Raw genomic sequence first — 16,644 nt, forward strand, 5'->3', positions numbered from 1 at the left:
TAAAGTACTAGCAGTGTGCAGTGGTGAAATGCAAAAAGCCATCCTAATTAGGATAGCTTGTATGTTTAGAATTGCCGCGGTTCGGATATACTTTCCATAGCATTAGAAATTTCTTGGACATGTGGGAAAGGAAAAGCTAAATCGGCTAAGGAGACGAAGCCTACGAGTTTACCATCGTCCATTACGGGAAGTCGTCGAACTTGATTGCGTGCCATAACAATAGAAGCTTCGGATGTGGAATCTTCTGGGGAGACGGAGATAACGGACTTAGTCATGACATCTTCCACTTTGCTTTTCATATCTTTGGCAACCGACCTTGTCACAATATCCCGATCCGTAATCATTCCAACTAATTTGTTGTTACTGACTACGGGTAAACAGCCAATGTCTAGTGTTCGCATTTGATCTGCCACTTCACTTACATAATCCTGTGGATTGCAGGTTACTACTTCTTTACTCATTACATCTCTTATATTCAAACCATTCACTCCTTTAGGGAATAGCATGGTTTACAAGTCCATAATATATGTAACAAAATTGAAAGATTCAACTTAGGTAATAAGTGGTATAATAAAATAAAGAAATTAGTTTAAAAATAGAAACTTTTTTTAAAGAAAAACGTAATTATTAAATAGAAGGACGAGGTGGATTCAATGGCAAAGGAAGTTGATTTGAAGAAAATTGTAAGTAATCTTTCAAAGCTTGGTGTTACTGTTACAATGACGAAATCTAGACTTGACCTACTTAAAGCTTTAGCACCACCAGCACAAAGTCCTCATGCACAAAACTAAAAAGAAGGTGACTCTTAAATTTCGTTAAGAAACGAATAGAGTCACCTTCTTTTTTAAAGAATAAAGTATATAAAAATGTCCCGTGCAAACTGGGTTCAAGGGACTTGTAAGAATGAATAATCCTATGATTTCCGTTTCAGGTAGACGCTTTTCGCGGGGGGAGCGATGAGCTATCACCGTCACTCTGCGCCGCTGTGATATCTCATCTATCTCACTCATCCCGCTGAAGTCGCCACCTTCCACTTACAATCAATTAGAGCGAAGTACTATTCTGTAAAATGGATGAAGAAAGTGGATTTTTTTATACTAGTGGAAATAAAGTGTTTACTAAATAAAGAAGCGAAATAGCGAACGAAATTGTATCTTCGTGAGCTTGCTATCTAGTTACCCAAAAATGCATTAACCTGTTTCTAGAAGTTGTATGAGGACGACGGACAGAAAACGCCATAAGATTAACGAAGAAAAGGGATATTGGTTGTGACGTCAGTCGCAACCAATATCCCTATCACTCGTTAATCATATCGCAATCAATCTGTCCAAAGCACTTTGAAAACGACGGAAATAGGCTTTGACTTTCAAGGACCAGCCATCTTTTATCTGATTTTTCATAACAAAAAACGCGAAAAGATCGGGCCTAAATCCCTTTCTCTACAAGTTTTTACTAATCAATCGTCTTCGTTTTTCGCAAACATATAAGTTCGATGATGAAATTTCATACTAAATACTAAACCAATGGCTAACATATTCCCCATGAGCGAACTACCACCATAACTTATAAACGGCAGAGGTATCCCCGTAATAGGCAATAATTGAATTGTCATGCCAATATTTTCAAATACATGGAACGTAATCATTGCAATAATACCTGCACATACATACGTGCTATACGCATCTTTTAACTGAAGCGTAATTTTCGTCAAATGAAAAATAAGTAAGAAGTATAGACTGACCACAATACTTGCGCCTACAAAACCGTATTCTTCACCAATAACGGCAAATATAAAGTCCGTATGATTTTCCGGAACATACACAATACGTTCTCCGTAGCCTTTACCAAAAATTTCTCCAGAACCAATTGCATTCAAGGAAGTGATTAAATGCATCCCTTCATCTTTTGCATAAGAATAGGGATCTAACCAAGAATATATACGTGCGAATTGGTATCCTTTAAAGCCAAATGTATTAGCTAAAAAGTCTTGTTGATAAAGAGCGAAATAAAGTAATGTTCCACCCGTTACAATTGAACCCACAAATATAGGAAGTATAATCTTCCAAGTAATTCCGGCTACGATTATTAAAGCTGCAGTAATTGCCATAAAAACTAGTGCAGTACCTAAATCCGGCTGTTTTAGAATAAATGCTAAAGGAACAATTAATACTAATGCTATTTTTCCTAAAAGTATAAAGTCGGTTTTAACAGTTTTCATAAGATGGTTTTCATTATGTTTGGTTATCAATCGAGCAAGTCCTAAAATGTAAAAGGTCTTCATAAATTCAGCTGGCTGAATACTTCCTATACCAAAAGGAAGATGAAACCAGCTTTTTGCATTGTTACGTTCTGCTACTAGATCTAAACTGCCAGGCAGGATAAATAACATGAATAATAGGAAGACGCCTATCCCGTAAATAACCCATGATAATTTTTTATATTGCTCTGGTTCAAAAAACATGGTCATTGAAATAATAATAGCTCCAACCCCATACCAAAATAACTGTTTAAATACAAAGTTAGTAGGACCATATTGTCCTGTCGTTTGCGCTGACGAAATAGCAAATAAACTAATGATTAGAAATAGTAATATGATAAAAGCAAGTGTCCAATCGAAGCGATCAGCAAAGCCTTTTTTGTTCTCCATGTAAGTCACCTATATTTCCTTCGAATTTCATTCACTTATTATAGCGTATTATGATATTTTTTGCTTGCCGGTTTAATAGAGACGTGAGGAGGAATAAAGATGTTTCCTTGGATAATTCATGCTATTATTATGAACAGATAAAGGAGTGATTTTAGTGGCAAAAAAAGAAGTGAGAGATACGGATGAGTATTTAACTCATTTATATGTTCACGTGAATGAGGTAGAGCACTTTGCTCTGTTCAGCGGTATTACGGTTCAACAATTTATAAGGAATTTCTCTGACTTGTCCGCTCTTTTATTGCTAAAGCATAGTTATGATGATGCTTCTTTTAATATGCATACACAGCTTGAATTTATAGTTCCCGAGCAATACAACCACTTTATAAAGGAATTTGCCGAAGGACCTTTTGAAGTTTGTTTCATGGATTTTGAAGATGAGCGCAAATTGAATATGCTTTCTCCTCAAGAACAGGCGGAGCTACTATACATAGCACATAAAAAAGAAACTTTTCGTTCTCCTTTTTATCATCACCTACAAAATAGATTTGTCTATCTATCGGACGAAGGTGAGAAAATTACAAAAATATATTTCCGAGACTTGGAAGATTTTAACCATTTAGTTGCAAATATCTTTACCCAACTGATTGGTGAAAAGTCAAAGTCAACTGCTTTTTGGCGTAAAAAGAACAATATCGTGTTACCAAAATTGTCAGCAGACAAAGTAACAGAACATAATGAACTGTTTGAAGATGGTGTGCTTATGTCTTTGTTTAAAACAGATAAATCTAATTATGGTATTGAAATTCGGATTCTCCCTGAGAATATTTTCCCAGATGAAGTTTTGGGAGATTTAAAGTTGCATATGTCTAAGCCCTTAGATGTCTTGATAGAAGTATAAATAGAACGCTTTTGCCTTAGGAAGAGGCAGGAGCGTTTATTAGGTAATGAGGTGAAATATATGGCCTGGATTTTATTAATAATTGCGGGACTGACAGAAATAATATGGGCAATTGGTTTAAAAGAGGCTCATGGATTTACGGAGCTTGTTCCTTCTATTGTAACGATTATTTTTTTAATCGTGAGTTTTTTCCTGTTTGCTAAAGCCATGAAGACGATTCCGATTGGTACAGCATATGCTATATTCACAGGCATTGGAGCAGCAGGCACGGCTATTGTAGGAATTATTTGGTTTGGGGAAGAGTTAGGCGCTGGTAAGCTCTTCTTTTTATTTGTCCTACTTTTTGGGATTATCGGTCTAAAATTAGTGGATGATGAAGAGGAGGCGACATAATGGAGTGGTTTTTATTGGTGATTGCTGGGCTGTTTGAAGTGGCATTTGTTATTTGCATGAAGTTATCGGATGGCTTCAAAAATGTGAAATTTACGATTCTCACAGTGATCTCTGCTTCTTTGAGTTTTTTCTTATTGTCTTTAGCGTTAAAAGAAATTGCAGTCGGTACTGGTTATGCTGTATGGACAGGAATTGGGGCGGCAGGAAGCGTTCTACTGGGGATGTATCTATTTCAGGAGAAAAAAAGTAGAAAGAAACTGTTCTTTCTAAGCTGTATTATCATGGGGGTAGTGGGCCTTAAATTGTTTGGGTAAATACTCAACTATTGAGGCTGTCCGTGATAAACTAATAGTATCCAAAACATGGAGGTAATTTAATCAATGAAAATTAAAGTGGGCTTATTATACGGTGGGAAATCTGCAGAGCATGAAGTGTCGCTACTTACAGCAAGAGCAGTTTCTCAAGCGATCAATTTTGATAAATATGAAGTATATCCAATTTTCATCACGAAAACAGGTGAATGGAGAAAAGAAGGTCAGTTAACTGCACCGGTAGAGTCAATAGAATCTCTAAAATTCGGCAATGAATTAACAAACCCAAATACCATTTCTAGTTTTCTTCCGCAACAAGGGGACGATACAACTCAGCTAGATGTGATTTTCCCTCTTTTGCACGGACCTAATGGGGAAGACGGAACAGTACAAGGATTGTTAGAAGTATTGAACTTGCCATATGTAGGTAATGGCGTATTGGCATCTGCTGCGGGCATGGATAAAGTGGTGATGAAGCAATTATTTGCACAGGCTGGCTTATCTCAAGTTCCTTATGTCTACTTCATAAGTAAAGAGTGGAAAAAAAATCAGGATGCTTTACTTCAAAAAATAGAAGATAACTTACAATGGCCTTTATTTGTAAAACCCGCCAATCTTGGTTCCAGTGTAGGGATTAGCAGGGTTACAAGCCGGGAAGAGCTTATCAAAGCGGTAGAATATGCCTTTAAATATGACCGTAAGATTATAGTAGAGCAAGGGATTTTTGCACGTGAAATTGAAATGAGTGTTCTTGGAAATGATGAGCCAAGATGCTCCGTTGCGGGGGAAGTGTTACCGACGAAGGATTTCTATGACTACGAAGCAAAATATGAGGATGGTACGACGAATTACGCAATTCCTGCTAAAATTTCTGCGGATCTTCAAGAAAAGTTAGAGGATGCTGCTATTCGTGCGTTTAAAATATTGGATTGCTCGGGTCTTGTCCGGGCAGACTTTTTTGTAACTGATCAAGAAGAAGTTATTATCAATGAAGTAAATACAATGCCAGGATTTACACCAATCAGCATGTATCCAAAGCTTTGGATGGAATCAGGCCTTTCTTATCCCGATTTAATAGAAGAACTTATTCGTTTGGCAATTGAACGCCATGAAGAAAAACAGCAGCTTGAACACTCGAAAGACGGGAAGTGACCAAGTGAAAAAAACATTAGCACATATAGCAGAATGGTTACACATTCAAAAGGAAACAACAGATAATCCCGTCGTTACGGGAGTTTCCATAAATACGAGAACGATTCAACCAGGCGATTTATTTATTCCGTTTCGTGGAGAACAAGTCAATGGTCATCGATTTGTTCAGGATGCTTTTGCAAAAGGAGCAGCGGCATCATTTTGGCTGAAGGACGAACCGAATCCACCTGAAGACGTTCCGCTTTTATTTGTAGAAAGTGGGGAAGAAGCACTTCAGCAAATGGCAGAGGCTTATCGAGCTGAACTGAAGTCGGTGTTTATCGGCATTACCGGATCTAATGGTAAAACGTCCACAAAAGATTTAGTGGCAGGTATGCTTTCACCGTATTTCCGCGTGAAAAAGACAGAGGGCAACTTTAATAATGAATTAGGCTTACCTTTAACTATTCTTTCTCTGGAAGAAGATACAGAGTTTGCAGTGCTCGAAATGGGTATGAGCTCCTTTGGAGAAATTGAGTTTTTATCAAATTTAGCTAAGCCGAAATATGTAGTCATTACGAATATTGGGGAAGCACATATGCAAGATCTTGGCTCACGAGAAGGTATTGCAAAAGCGAAATTTGAAATCATTGAAGGATTAGATACTGAAGGGCAATTATTCTATGATGGGGATGAACCTTTACTTCGTCCATTTGTAGAAAATGCTCCTAATATAAAGGCGAAATCATTTGGTGTACAGCAGCAAAATGATTTGCGGATTTCAGAAGTTAGCTTTACGGAGCAAGGAAGTGCTTTCCGTGTAGCGGGCGAGCTAAACGAGGAAATGTCTATCCCTGTTTTAGGGGAGCATCAAGTGAAAAATACACTTGCGGCATTATTGATAGGAAAAGAAGTTGGATTGACTCCAGAGCAGATGCGTGAAGCTTTACAACAAATAGTTTTGACTGATATGCGTATGCAGGTAATCGAAGGGAATAATGGTGCGATTTTCATTAACGATGCTTATAATGCTGCTCCTACTTCCATGCTTGCGGCAATTTCTTTCCTTGAAAAGTCTACTATTAAGCCAGCAAAGTGGCTGGTGCTAGGTGATATGCTGGAGCTTGGAAACAATGAACGGCAATATCATGAAGAGATGAGCAAATCGATTTCAAATAAGGTATTTGACGGAGTTTGCTTATATGGACCTCGTATGGAGTGGCTATACAACAAGCTGGTCGAAGAATTTACAGCTGAACAACTTATTTGGGTCAATGACGACACAGAAAAACTTGTTTCCTTTTTAGCAAATAAAATAAATGATCGCTCTATTGTTTTAGTGAAGGGCTCAAGGGGAATGCAGTTAGAAAGAGTTATTGAGCCGTTTCAAAAATAATATGACAGGTGTGGGGACAATGAAAACAGGAGTATTAGGTATTCACGGTTTTACAGGTGGACCATATGAAATTCAACCATTTGTTGACTATTTACAAGCACATACAGACTGGCATATTGTTGTCCCTACGTTACCTGGTCATGGTGAAATATTGGAGCTAAGAAATGTAACTGCTGAATCGTGGATGATGGCGGCAGAACAAACCCTGAGACAACTGCAAAATGAAGTGGATCGTGTAATTATTGTAGGATTTTCAATGGGTGGAATTATTGCAATGTACTTAGCCAATCGTTATCCAATACACAAACTTGTTTTATTGAGTGCTGCAGCGAAATACATTTATCCCGCACAGCTTTTACAAGATATAAAGGATATAGCAAAAGAAGCGTTTGTCGGTAAACTTGAGGAAAATTCTTTATATAAACGATACAGTTATAAAGTAAAAGGAACTCCAATTCCAGCGACGATAGAATTTATGCGATTAGTACGTATAGTTCAGCCCTATTATGGTCAAATTACAGTACCAGTCTATATAGTCCAAGGTAAAAAAGATGGTATTGTCCCTTATGCCACTGCCCAGTTTATCTATGATGAAATTGGTTCTTTGAAAAAGGAAATTGTCTATTCGGAAATAGGGAAACACCATATTTGCTATAGCGAGGACTGCGAAGATTGGTTTAACGCAGCACTAAATTTTTTAGAGAAAGAGGAGGGGGAAGAGACTAAGTAATTAACTAATAATTATAACAGTTGCTTATTCATTGCAACTGAGTTTGTTGCATGATATACTACGTTTAGAGCAATGGATACATTTTGTGTGAAGACTCTTCAGCGTTTATTGAAGAGTACTTTTTTTTGAACATAACGGTTTGTTGAAGTAGTATTGCACGATCACTCATTAACAGACCGCTCGGCAAAAGACCGGGCTTTCCCTTTATATAAGACCCCTCTGATCTAAAACCACAGAGAATTTTAAGTAACGGAAACGTTCCTCGTATAGGCTCGAATTTGCCGCAATTTCATCTGAAAATGTAACCATTTGTCAAAACAGAACAAAAAGGAGATTAAAATTTTGACAAATTTTTCAGAATTAAATATTAGCGCTTCTACATTAAAGTCCGTACAACGTATGGGGTTTGAAGAAGCAACACCAATCCAAGAAGGTACTATTACACATGCTATGGGTGGACGCGATGTTATCGGTCAAGCACAGACTGGTACAGGTAAAACTGCTGCATTTGGTATCCCTATGATTGAAAAAATTGATACTAAAAACCCGAATATCCAAGCGTTAATCATCGCTCCAACACGTGAACTTGCAATCCAAGTTTCGGAAGAGCTTTATAAATTAGGATATGACAAAAAGGTTCGTCTATTATCTGTATACGGTGGACAAGAAATTGGTCGTCAAATCCGTGCACTAAAAAATAAACCTCAAGTTATTGTTGGGACACCTGGTCGTATTCTTGATCACATCAACCGTCGTACGTTGAAGCTTGATCAAGTTCAAACACTTATCTTAGACGAAGCAGATGAAATGCTTAACATGGGATTCATCGAAGACATCAACACAATTTTAGAAAGCGTACCTCCTGAGCGTCAAACATTATTGTTCTCTGCTACAATGCCAGGACCAATTCGTAAAATTGCTGATCGCTTCATGAAAGATCCAGTTGAAGTAAAGATTAAGTCGAAAGAAATGACTGTTGAAAACATTGAGCAGTACTACGTAAAAGCTACTGAGCGTGAAAAATTTGATGTTCTTTCAAGAATTTTAAATGTACATCAACCAGAGCTTGCGATTATCTTTGGCCGTACAAAACGTAGAGTTGACGAATTAGCGCATGCACTAAGCATTCGTGGTTACCTTGCAGAAGGAATTCATGGTGATTTAAGCCAAGCGAAACGTATGTCTGTATTAAAACAATTCAAATCAAATAAAATTGATATTCTTGTTGCAACAGATGTAGCAGCACGTGGATTAGATATCTCTGGCGTAACACATGTGTATAACTTTGATATCCCACAAGATCCTGAAAGCTATGTTCACCGTATAGGTCGTACAGGACGCGCAGGTAAAAGTGGTATCGCTACAACATTCGTAACACCAAGAGAAATGGGATACTTACGTATCGTTGAGAATACAACGAAAAAACGTATGGAAGCTTTAATCCCTCCAAGCTCAGATGAAGCACTAGTTGGACTTAAACGAGTAGCGGTAGAATCTTTATCTGAAATTGTAAACAAAAATGATTTAGGCGATTATCGTCCATTAGCACAAGAAATGCTTGAAAAATTTGAAGCAGTAGATGTAATTGCTGCAGCTTTAAAATCAATGACGAAAGAACCGGATGATACTCCGATTTCTCTTTCTGAAGAACGTCCACTACCTGCTCGTAGAGAACGTAGCGGTGGAGGCAGTTCTCGTTCTGGCGGTGGTTACAAAGGTAACCGTAGCGGCGGCGGACGTAGTTCATCGGGTAGTCGTGGAGGAAGCAGCGATCGCGGACCTCGTTCAAGTGGCGGTTCACGCCCAAGTTCAGGTGGACGTCGTAGCAGTGGTCCCCGTGACGGCTCTACACAACGCAGCACAAGAACTCGCTCTTCACGTAGCGAAAACTAATTAGAAAAGCGTAAGCACCTATGCAAGCTCTGACAAGCGCTGGAAGGATTTCGGGTAAAGGCGTCTTTTGCCTTTATCGAAATTCTGAAGCGACTCGAGGAGCTAGGTGCTGAAGCTGGATAAGAAAAGCGTAAGCACCTATGCAAGCTCTGACAAGCGCTGGAAGGATTTCGGGTAAAGGCGTCTTTTGCCTTTATCGAAATTCTGAAGCGACTCGAAGAGCTAGGTGCTGAAGCTGGACAAGAAAAGCGTAAGCACCTATGCAAGCTCTGACAAGCGCTGGAAGGATTTCGGGTAAAGGCGTCCTTTGCCTTTATCGAAATTCTGAAGCGACTCGAAGAGCTAGGTACTGAAGCTGGACAAAATTTCAAAGGATGGACTTACATTTCGATGTAAGCTCATCCTTTTTCTTTTGGAAAATAAAACTGTAAGTTAATACTCGTAGAAAATTGTAATATATTGAAACATTTTATTGTCGGTTTCGTATACAATGATGAAAGAGGGGGTTTATTATGAGACAAGAACCAATTAATCGGTTATCTGAAAAAGGATTACGTGTTTGGAGAATTTATGGAATATTTCAATCCTTAATTGCCTTACTAGTAGGTATTGGGGTAGGGGTTATCAATTATTTCACAGGACAATATATATGGTTATACATAGTGGATGGGGTAGTGATATTACTCATAGGATACTTATTAATTTATTTGTTTCCAAAAATTAGATGGACCCGTTGGAGATACGAGGTGCGAGAACAAGAAATCGAATTGCAACATGGTTTGTTTATCGTTAAAAGAACGCTTGTGCCAATGGTTCGTGTGCAGCATGTAGATACTGAACAGGGTCCTATTTTGAGAAAGTATGATTTATCCTCGATTACTATTTCGACTGCTGCAACTAGTCATACAATTCCTGCACTCATAACTTCGGAGGCAGACGAACTTCGAGGCAGAATTTCTGTACTTGCAAGGGTGGCGGAAGATGATGTCTAAAGAGAAATTTACTTTACATCCTATATCTGCAGTTATTAACTTTGTAAAAGTATTAAAAGAAATGATTATACCATTAGTCGTAGTCATTGCGGTAAATGGATTTGGAGGAGGCAGAGATTCTGAAGGCTGGAGCTCCTATATAATCTATATTATTTATGCAGTAGTATTAGTTGCAATGTTGGTTAGCGGAATCATTAAATGGAAAAGATTTCGTTATTGGTTCGAAGAGGAAGAGCTCCGTATTGAATATGGTCTTTTCGTAAAGAAAAAAAGATATATCCCATTTGAGCGCATTCAAAGCTTAAATTACACGGAGGGTATCTTTCATAGACCATTCGGGTTGGTAAAGGTGAAAGTAGAAACAGCTGGTGGAGGAGCAACAAAAGAAGCGGATGCAGAGTTGACGGCAATATCTAAAGTTGCAGCCGAACAAATAAAAAAAGAGATGAATCTAGCTAAAAATAAGGAATCAGATATTTTTGATGAGACGGTACAACAAGAAGAGCTAATAGTGGAACAACGGAAGCCATTATTCCGTCTGTCTCAAAAAGATTTATTCATTCTTGCTAGTACATCTGGCGGGGTTGGTGTCTTTTTCTCAGGTTTAGCTGTGTTTGTCTCACAATTCTCGGAAGTGATTCCATACGAAACTATTTATAATGAAATTATTATGTTTATCAGGTTTGGGGCATTACTAATCGCTTTAGTTGTATTTTTTGTGCTATTTGTTGCTTGGATTGTATCAGTGGCGATTACTTTTATAAATTACTATGAGTTTACTATTCGGGTAGAAGATGAGGAAATCATTATAACGAGAGGTTTACTCGAAAAGAAAAAGATTACGATTCCTTTATCGCGCATACAAGGAGTACGTATTGTGGAAAATCCGCTACGTCAGCTTACGGGGTATGCAACAGTCATTGTTGACAGTGCTGGGGGGTCTTTAGCTGAGAAGGATGAGAAAATTAGGTTAATTCCTCTTATTAAAAAGGACCAAATTAATCCTATTCTCGTTCAAATTTTTCCTAATTACGACTTTGAACCTAGCTTTACACGAGCTCCGAAGCGCTCTAGAAAGTTTTTCTATCGTTTAGATTTCTTATGGATGATACCAGTCGCAGCAGGAGTTAGCTATTTCTTTTATCCGTTTGGTTTGTTGTCTCTATTACTATTTCCGCTAAGCTTTCTATTTGGGGCGTGGCAGCACAAGACGGCTGGATATTGGATGGATGAAAAACAGCTAGTTGTACAATACCGCCTATTTAGTAGAGTATCTATTTGGATGGAAAAGAAACGTATTCAGGCAATGACAGGACGTACAACGTATTTTCAGAAAAAAGCAGACATTTCTTCTATTATGACTACTATTAAGTCTGGTGTGTCTGGATCGGCTACTACTATTCAACATATTGAAAAAGCTGATGCAGAAAGCCTAATGGAATGGTACGAACCAGCTAGAATAGAACCTGTAGATATACAAAAAGAACAGCCTTTATAGGTTGTTCTTTTTTGATAGATAAGCAAGTATATAAAAATGTCCTGTGAACACTCATAGTACTTTAAAGAATGAATAATACTAGTGATTTTCGTTACAGGTGGGGTACAAAGGCTAAGTGCGCCACGTCATGTGGCAGCGCCTTCGTGACCAACATCCTGTTGGCCTCCGCCGGGTGAGCAATAAGCCATCACCACCGCTTGCGTGTTCGATTGTGATGGCTTATCTGTCTCACTCCTCCTGCTGAAGTCGCCACCTTTTACTACAATCAATGTAGGATCCACAAGAAAGATTTAGTGCAACCTATTAAAAATTTAAGATTAGAGTGTCTAGTGTTATTTAACTACCGTTCTCATAGTGATTTAGAAAATAAATTACTAGTTTTTATATAATAGTGAAAGAGTAGGGGATAGTAAGTGTTTACCCAATAAAGAAGGAGGTAGCGCCCGAAATTGTATCTTCGGGTGCTTCTTATAAGATTACCGAAAAAAGGGATGCTGGTTAGTTGTGACGGACGTCACAACTAACTAGCATCCCGAAAAATTCACTCGGTAATCATATAGCAAAACGTTTGTCCAAAGCCATTCGAAAATGATAGAAACAGGTTTTGAACTTAAAAAACCGGGCGTCTTTTGCACAGTTTTCCAATATGCTTCCCTTACACAGATTTAAGCTTACGTTGCCGTTTCTTCCAAGCTGCAATTCGCTTAGGATGGAAGTAAATCATTCCTAGTATAAACCCAGTTATCAACCCTGCTATATGGGCAGTGATATTAATCTGTGGCTGTAAGAATGTCATAATGACCCCAATAACGATAATCGGGATAATGATTTGTTTTAGCTGTGGCATGAAATTTCTCGTATAATAAACTAAAGCCCCAAAAGCTCCGAATATCCCATAAATCGCACCACTTGCACCAACACTCGTATAATTCCAGTCATGTATTAGGTAGGTGGCAACATTACCGACTAATCCCGCTAACATATAAATAGTTAGGAAACGAGCTTTCCCTGCCAATTGCTCCAACTCTGGTCCAAATATGTATAAGGAGAACATATTAAATAATAAGTGAGCAATGGTTGCATGCAAGAATATCGGAGTTAGCAAACGCCAATATTCACCTTCACTAATCAATAGGTTAAAATGAATACCAAAATTATAGAGTTGGGGTCCAACTATAGGAACCAACGTTAAAATATGAATAGCGATATTTAATACGAGCAAAGAAGAAACAACTGGATATAGTTTTATGTATTGTTTGAAATTTTCTGTTCTACTAAACATTATTTCACCTCAAGTTTTCTACTATTAGTATATCCTGTAAGAAGGATATTTGGAAAGGAGAAACATTTATGATTACTGGAATAGGATTAGATATAACTGAAATTGAAAGAATTAAATCAATTCAGGCTAAAACAAGTAAATTTGAAGAACGTGTACTTACCGACAAAGAAAGACTTCAATTAAACGAATTATCAGAGGCAAGACAAATAGAATATTTAGCTGGAAGATTTGCAGCGAAAGAAGCATTTTCTAAAGCCCGAGGAACTGGAATAGGAAAAGATTGCAGTTTTCAAGATATTGAAATTCTAAAAGAGCCTTCTGGTAAGCCAATCCTGTATTTTAAGGGAATAGAAGTTAATGGATTTGTTTCTATCACTCATACAAAAGTTTATGCGGCTGCTCAGGTAATTCTACAATCATAACCGGTCGTCCATCTACATACAATGAATGAACGCAGTGATAATAGAAAGGATGGACTGATTGAAGAGCCGAGTGGCTAAACTATTATTTTTATTTGTAACAATTTTAGTACTGTCTGCATGTGGAGCCGATTCAAAAGAAGATGTTGTGAAAAAACTAAGTAACAAGTGGGTGGATGCAAAGGGATATGAGCTCACAGCTGAGATGAGCATCTTAACTGGGGATGAACCAAGAGTGTACGGTGTGGAAGTTTGGCATACTAAACCTGATTTTTACCGAGTAGAGGTGTCGGATACAAATGCTGAGAATACGCAAATGATTATTCGTAACACAGAAGGCGTATTTGTCGTAACACCAGCACTAAACAAAACATATAAGTTTCAAAGCAAATGGCCAACTGAAAATAGCCAAGCATATTTGATCGGTTCACTAGCAAACGACATAAAAAAAGACAAGGCGGCAACCTTCAAAGAAGAAGGTGACAATTATGTCTTTGAAACAAAAACAAGTAATAACCATAAAAACATGTTGCCGTATCAAAAAATTTACATCAACAAAAAGACGTTACTACCAACGGATGTTTCTATCATGAATGAAAATAAAGAAGAACAAATTCATATTAAATTCGACAAGGTATCACTAGGAAAAACTCGTGCTGCAGCAGAATATAAGATTGAACAAACACCTACTGGTAAAGCAGAAGGCACGGAAGAAACAGTAGAGGCATCTGCGGAAATTGATGATGCTGAATTTGAAACATATTATCCAATGTTAAAATGGGAACAAGTGCATAATATTGATGAGAAAGTAATGGAAGTAGACGGAGAAAAAAGAATTATCTTAACATATAGCGGAGATAAAGAATTTACGATTATTCAACATAGAAGTGAACAAGGCGATTCTTCTATCATTCCTGTGTTTTCACCTGGAGATCCAGTTGACCTAGGAGTTGCAATTGGTGCAATAACAGACCAATCTCTTTCTTGGGAGCAGGATGGAATGTCATTCTTTATTGCTTCATCAACTTTAACAAAAGAAGAGATGATTGAAGTTGCAGCATCAATGACTACTGGTGGTTTAAAGTGATTAGGGTTGACTACTTCATTACACTAGTAGGATAATCGGTTTAAACTGATTAAAAGAGGGAACTATATGTCGCAAAAGTATTACCGACCAACGTTCATAAAAGTAAATTTACAAGCCATACAAAATAATATAAAACGACTCCAGGAAATACTTCCGGAACATACTGGAGTAATAGCCGTTGTAAAGGCGAATGGATACGGCCATGGAGATATTGCTGTTGCACAAGCTGCATTAAAAGCAGGAGCCAATCTCTTGGCGGTTGCCACGCCGGAAGAGGCATTACGCTTAAGGGAAGCGGGTATTCAAGCGGATATACTTTTATTAGGCACATCTCCGCTCTCTTTCTTAGAAGAGGCTTCCAGACATAACATTACACTTACAGCATATTCATATGAGTGGCTAAATGCTACTCGGAATCTCCAAAGTCCTTTAAAGCTGCATATAAAGATTGATAGCGGTATGGGCAGAATTGGTTTTACGGAAGAAACAGAGCTAGAGCAGGCACTTGCTTTCATTCGTGAAAGAGACTGGTTGCATGTTACGGGTGTTTTCACGCATTTTGCAACCGCGGATGAGGAAGAGCAAACGGTATTCCAACAACAAGTGTCAAGATTTGAAAAGTTATTAAATGTATTTGAGCTAAGACCTACCTTAGTGCACACCTCTAATAGTGCAGCGACATTAATATATCCTGACCAACACTGGAATGCTGTGCGTTTTGGTATATCTATGTATGGGATAGCGCCATCTCCTTGGGTTAATGGAGAACTTCCATTTCCATTAGAAAAAGCACTTACGTTGCACACAGAGGTTACACATGTAAAAAAGGTTCCGAAGGGCTCTACCATTGGTTACGGGGCTACATATGTAGCTCCATCGGACGAGTGGATTGCAACAATTCCGATTGGTTATGCAGATGGCTTATTAAGAAAACTACATAATCAATCTGTATTGATAAAAGGAAAAAAGATGCCAATCGTCGGGAAAATTTGTATGGATCAATGCATGATTCGTCTCGATGAAAAAGTAAAGATTGGTGAAAAAGTTGTATTAATAGGTAAACAAGAAACCGAGGAGATTCTTATTGAAGAATGGGCTGAAGCACTGGAAACTATCCCTTATGAAGTTTGCTGCACATTTTCCAATAGAATCCCCAGAATATATAGCAAGTAAACTTTCGACAAAATTTAAGAATATATGCATAATTTGTCTAACCATTTCTCGTAATGTCTTTTATTTCAGCTTGAGAAATGGTAAGATGAAGTATATTGTCATATAGGGAAATGTTTTGTCGGAGGTGTTTGCTGTGGTAAGTGATAAAAAGAAAAAGGAAGCGATTATTCAGCTTCCAAATCAATTGGTTAATGAAGGAGTAAAAACCGTAAAACAATCATTAACTGGCGTAGAAAGTTTCGTTCGTGTCCAAGCAAATGAATATGTAAAAAATGGTCAGGCAAATCTTATAAGAGAAGCGATGATGAAAGGCTATGTTGAGATGTCTCATATAAATCTATCCATTTGTACGGAGTGTTTACATGCAGAATACGAAGCTCAACATACAACAGAGCGACTCGTAAGTGGAGGATGAAAATTTGATCGTAAAACGTGGAGACGTTTTTTTTGCGGATTTATCACCAGTAATCGGGTCTGAGCAAGGTGGTACCAGACCCGTTTTGGTGATACAAAATGATATCGGTAATAGATTCAGTCCAACTGTCATTGTGGCAGCTATCACAGCTCAAATTCAAAAGGCGAAATTACCAACGCATGTAGAAATAAATGCAAAAGAATATGATTTTGAACGTGATTCGGTTATTTTATTGGAACAGTTAAGAACAATTGATAAATCTCGACTCACGGATAAAATCACCCACCTAGACGTAGACGTGATGGAAGATGTGGATCATGCATTAGGGATTAGCTTAGGTATCGTTAAATTTTAATACATAGTAAGAACACAATGTGTA

The 16,644-nt window shown here is 37.9% G+C and carries 18 protein-coding genes; 15 read left to right on the forward strand and 3 right to left on the reverse strand.

The window, feature by feature from the left end; genetic code table 11:
* Positions 1-65: 65 nt before the first annotated feature.
* The gene (locus tag MKY37_RS13045) at positions 66-479 is read right to left on the reverse strand and encodes a CBS domain-containing protein (RefSeq protein ID WP_340777759.1); all 414 of its coding nucleotides are present in this window, start codon (positions 477-479) and stop codon (positions 66-68) included.
* Between the two features lie 174 nt (positions 480-653).
* On the opposite strand from MKY37_RS13045, the gene MKY37_RS13050 reads away from it, so the two are divergent.
* The gene (locus MKY37_RS13050) at positions 654-791 is read left to right on the forward strand and encodes an Lmo0850 family protein (RefSeq protein WP_211895692.1); all 138 of its coding nucleotides are present in this window, start codon (positions 654-656) and stop codon (positions 789-791) included.
* A 665-nt stretch (positions 792-1,456) separates the two neighbouring features.
* Here MKY37_RS13050 and MKY37_RS13055 read toward each other — a convergent pair.
* Complete coding sequence (locus MKY37_RS13055; protein WP_340777763.1) at positions 1,457-2,647, reverse strand: FtsW/RodA/SpoVE family cell cycle protein; 1,191 nt, start codon at positions 2,645-2,647, stop codon at positions 1,457-1,459.
* Positions 2,648-2,801: 154 nt separating this feature from the next.
* Between MKY37_RS13055 and MKY37_RS13060 the strand changes: the two genes are divergently transcribed.
* The 9 genes from MKY37_RS13060 (at position 2,802) to MKY37_RS13100 (ending at position 11,889) form a co-directional block, all read left to right on the forward strand.
* Positions 2,802-3,545 carry a hypothetical protein gene (locus MKY37_RS13060; protein WP_340777766.1) on the forward strand — a complete coding sequence of 248 codons (744 nt, stop codon included), beginning with the start codon at positions 2,802-2,804 and terminating at the stop codon, positions 3,543-3,545.
* Positions 3,546-3,605: 60 nt separating this feature from the next.
* Positions 3,606-3,938, forward strand: coding sequence for a DMT family transporter (locus MKY37_RS13065; protein ID WP_340777769.1), 333 nt, complete (start codon positions 3,606-3,608; stop codon positions 3,936-3,938).
* Positions 3,938-4,252 (forward strand): DMT family transporter, encoded by a 315-nt coding sequence (locus MKY37_RS13070; protein WP_340777770.1) that lies wholly within the window; start codon positions 3,938-3,940, stop codon positions 4,250-4,252. Before MKY37_RS13065 ends, MKY37_RS13070 begins: the two co-directional genes overlap by 1 nt.
* 66 nt (positions 4,253-4,318) lie before the next feature.
* The gene (locus MKY37_RS13075; protein WP_340777771.1) at positions 4,319-5,401 is read left to right on the forward strand and encodes a D-alanine--D-alanine ligase; all 1,083 of its coding nucleotides are present in this window, start codon (positions 4,319-4,321) and stop codon (positions 5,399-5,401) included.
* A 4-nt stretch (positions 5,402-5,405) separates the two neighbouring features.
* Complete coding sequence (locus MKY37_RS13080; protein WP_340777773.1) at positions 5,406-6,776, forward strand: UDP-N-acetylmuramoyl-tripeptide--D-alanyl-D-alanine ligase; 1,371 nt, start codon at positions 5,406-5,408, stop codon at positions 6,774-6,776.
* 19 nt (positions 6,777-6,795) lie between these two features.
* Positions 6,796-7,506, forward strand: a complete 711-nt coding sequence (locus MKY37_RS13085) for an alpha/beta hydrolase (RefSeq protein WP_340777776.1) — start codon at positions 6,796-6,798, stop codon at positions 7,504-7,506.
* 342 nt (positions 7,507-7,848) lie between these two features.
* Positions 7,849-9,399: a DEAD/DEAH box helicase gene (locus MKY37_RS13090; protein ID WP_340777778.1), complete on the forward strand. Its 1,551-nt coding sequence runs from the start codon at positions 7,849-7,851 to the stop codon at positions 9,397-9,399.
* A 512-nt stretch (positions 9,400-9,911) separates the two neighbouring features.
* A complete protein-coding gene (locus MKY37_RS13095; protein ID WP_340777779.1) occupies positions 9,912-10,391 on the forward strand; it encodes a PH domain-containing protein in 480 nt (159 codons plus the stop codon).
* On the forward strand, positions 10,384-11,889 hold the full coding sequence (locus MKY37_RS13100) for a PH domain-containing protein (RefSeq protein ID WP_340777781.1): 1,506 nt from the start codon (positions 10,384-10,386) through the stop codon (positions 11,887-11,889). The genes MKY37_RS13095 and MKY37_RS13100 overlap by 8 nt, the downstream gene beginning before the upstream one ends.
* A 655-nt stretch (positions 11,890-12,544) precedes the next feature.
* Here MKY37_RS13100 and MKY37_RS13105 read toward each other — a convergent pair.
* Positions 12,545-13,171 carry a rhomboid family intramembrane serine protease gene (locus MKY37_RS13105; RefSeq protein ID WP_340777783.1) on the reverse strand — a complete coding sequence of 209 codons (627 nt, stop codon included), beginning with the start codon at positions 13,169-13,171 and terminating at the stop codon, positions 12,545-12,547.
* Positions 13,172-13,239: 68 nt separating this feature from the next.
* Between MKY37_RS13105 and acpS the strand changes: the two genes are divergently transcribed.
* The 5 genes from acpS (at position 13,240) to MKY37_RS13130 (ending at position 16,620) form a co-directional block, all read left to right on the forward strand.
* Positions 13,240-13,593 carry a holo-ACP synthase gene (gene acpS, locus MKY37_RS13110; RefSeq protein WP_340777786.1) on the forward strand — a complete coding sequence of 118 codons (354 nt, stop codon included), beginning with the start codon at positions 13,240-13,242 and terminating at the stop codon, positions 13,591-13,593.
* A gap of 58 nt (positions 13,594-13,651) precedes the next feature.
* Positions 13,652-14,677: a LolA family protein gene (locus MKY37_RS13115; RefSeq protein ID WP_340777788.1), complete on the forward strand. Its 1,026-nt coding sequence runs from the start codon at positions 13,652-13,654 to the stop codon at positions 14,675-14,677.
* A 66-nt stretch (positions 14,678-14,743) separates the two neighbouring features.
* A complete protein-coding gene (alr, locus tag MKY37_RS13120) occupies positions 14,744-15,850 on the forward strand; it encodes an alanine racemase (RefSeq protein ID WP_340777790.1) in 1,107 nt (368 codons plus the stop codon).
* Between the two features lie 133 nt (positions 15,851-15,983).
* A complete protein-coding gene (locus tag MKY37_RS13125; protein ID WP_241597902.1) occupies positions 15,984-16,265 on the forward strand; it encodes a transcriptional regulator in 282 nt (93 codons plus the stop codon).
* A 4-nt stretch (positions 16,266-16,269) separates the two neighbouring features.
* Entirely contained in the window at positions 16,270-16,620 is a 351-nt protein-coding gene (locus tag MKY37_RS13130) for a type II toxin-antitoxin system PemK/MazF family toxin (protein WP_090566493.1), read from the forward strand.
* The last annotated feature ends 24 nt before the right edge of the window (positions 16,621-16,644 follow it).

It is taken from the genome of Psychrobacillus sp. FSL K6-2836 (assembly GCF_038003085.1).
Classification (GTDB): Bacteria; Bacillota; Bacilli; order Bacillales_A; family Planococcaceae; genus Psychrobacillus.

Coding starts and splice junctions, on each gene's coding strand:
- MKY37_RS13050 (WP_211895692.1), top strand. CDS start 654: ATGGCAAAGGAAGTTGATTTGAAGAAAATTGTAAGTAATCTTTCAAAG.
- MKY37_RS13055 (WP_340777763.1), bottom strand. CDS start 2,647: ATGGAGAACAAAAAAGGCTTTGCTGATCGCTTCGATTGGACACTTGCT.
- MKY37_RS13065 (WP_340777769.1), top strand. CDS start 3,606: ATGGCCTGGATTTTATTAATAATTGCGGGACTGACAGAAATAATATGG.
- MKY37_RS13070 (WP_340777770.1), top strand. CDS start 3,938: ATGGAGTGGTTTTTATTGGTGATTGCTGGGCTGTTTGAAGTGGCATTT.
- MKY37_RS13075 (WP_340777771.1), top strand. CDS start 4,319: ATGAAAATTAAAGTGGGCTTATTATACGGTGGGAAATCTGCAGAGCAT.
- MKY37_RS13085 (WP_340777776.1), top strand. CDS start 6,796: ATGAAAACAGGAGTATTAGGTATTCACGGTTTTACAGGTGGACCATAT.
- MKY37_RS13095 (WP_340777779.1), top strand. CDS start 9,912: ATGAGACAAGAACCAATTAATCGGTTATCTGAAAAAGGATTACGTGTT.
- MKY37_RS13100 (WP_340777781.1), top strand. CDS start 10,384: ATGTCTAAAGAGAAATTTACTTTACATCCTATATCTGCAGTTATTAAC.
- MKY37_RS13105 (WP_340777783.1), bottom strand. CDS start 13,171: ATGTTTAGTAGAACAGAAAATTTCAAACAATACATAAAACTATATCCA.
- acpS (WP_340777786.1), top strand. CDS start 13,240: ATGATTACTGGAATAGGATTAGATATAACTGAAATTGAAAGAATTAAA.
- alr (WP_340777790.1), top strand. CDS start 14,744: ATGTCGCAAAAGTATTACCGACCAACGTTCATAAAAGTAAATTTACAA.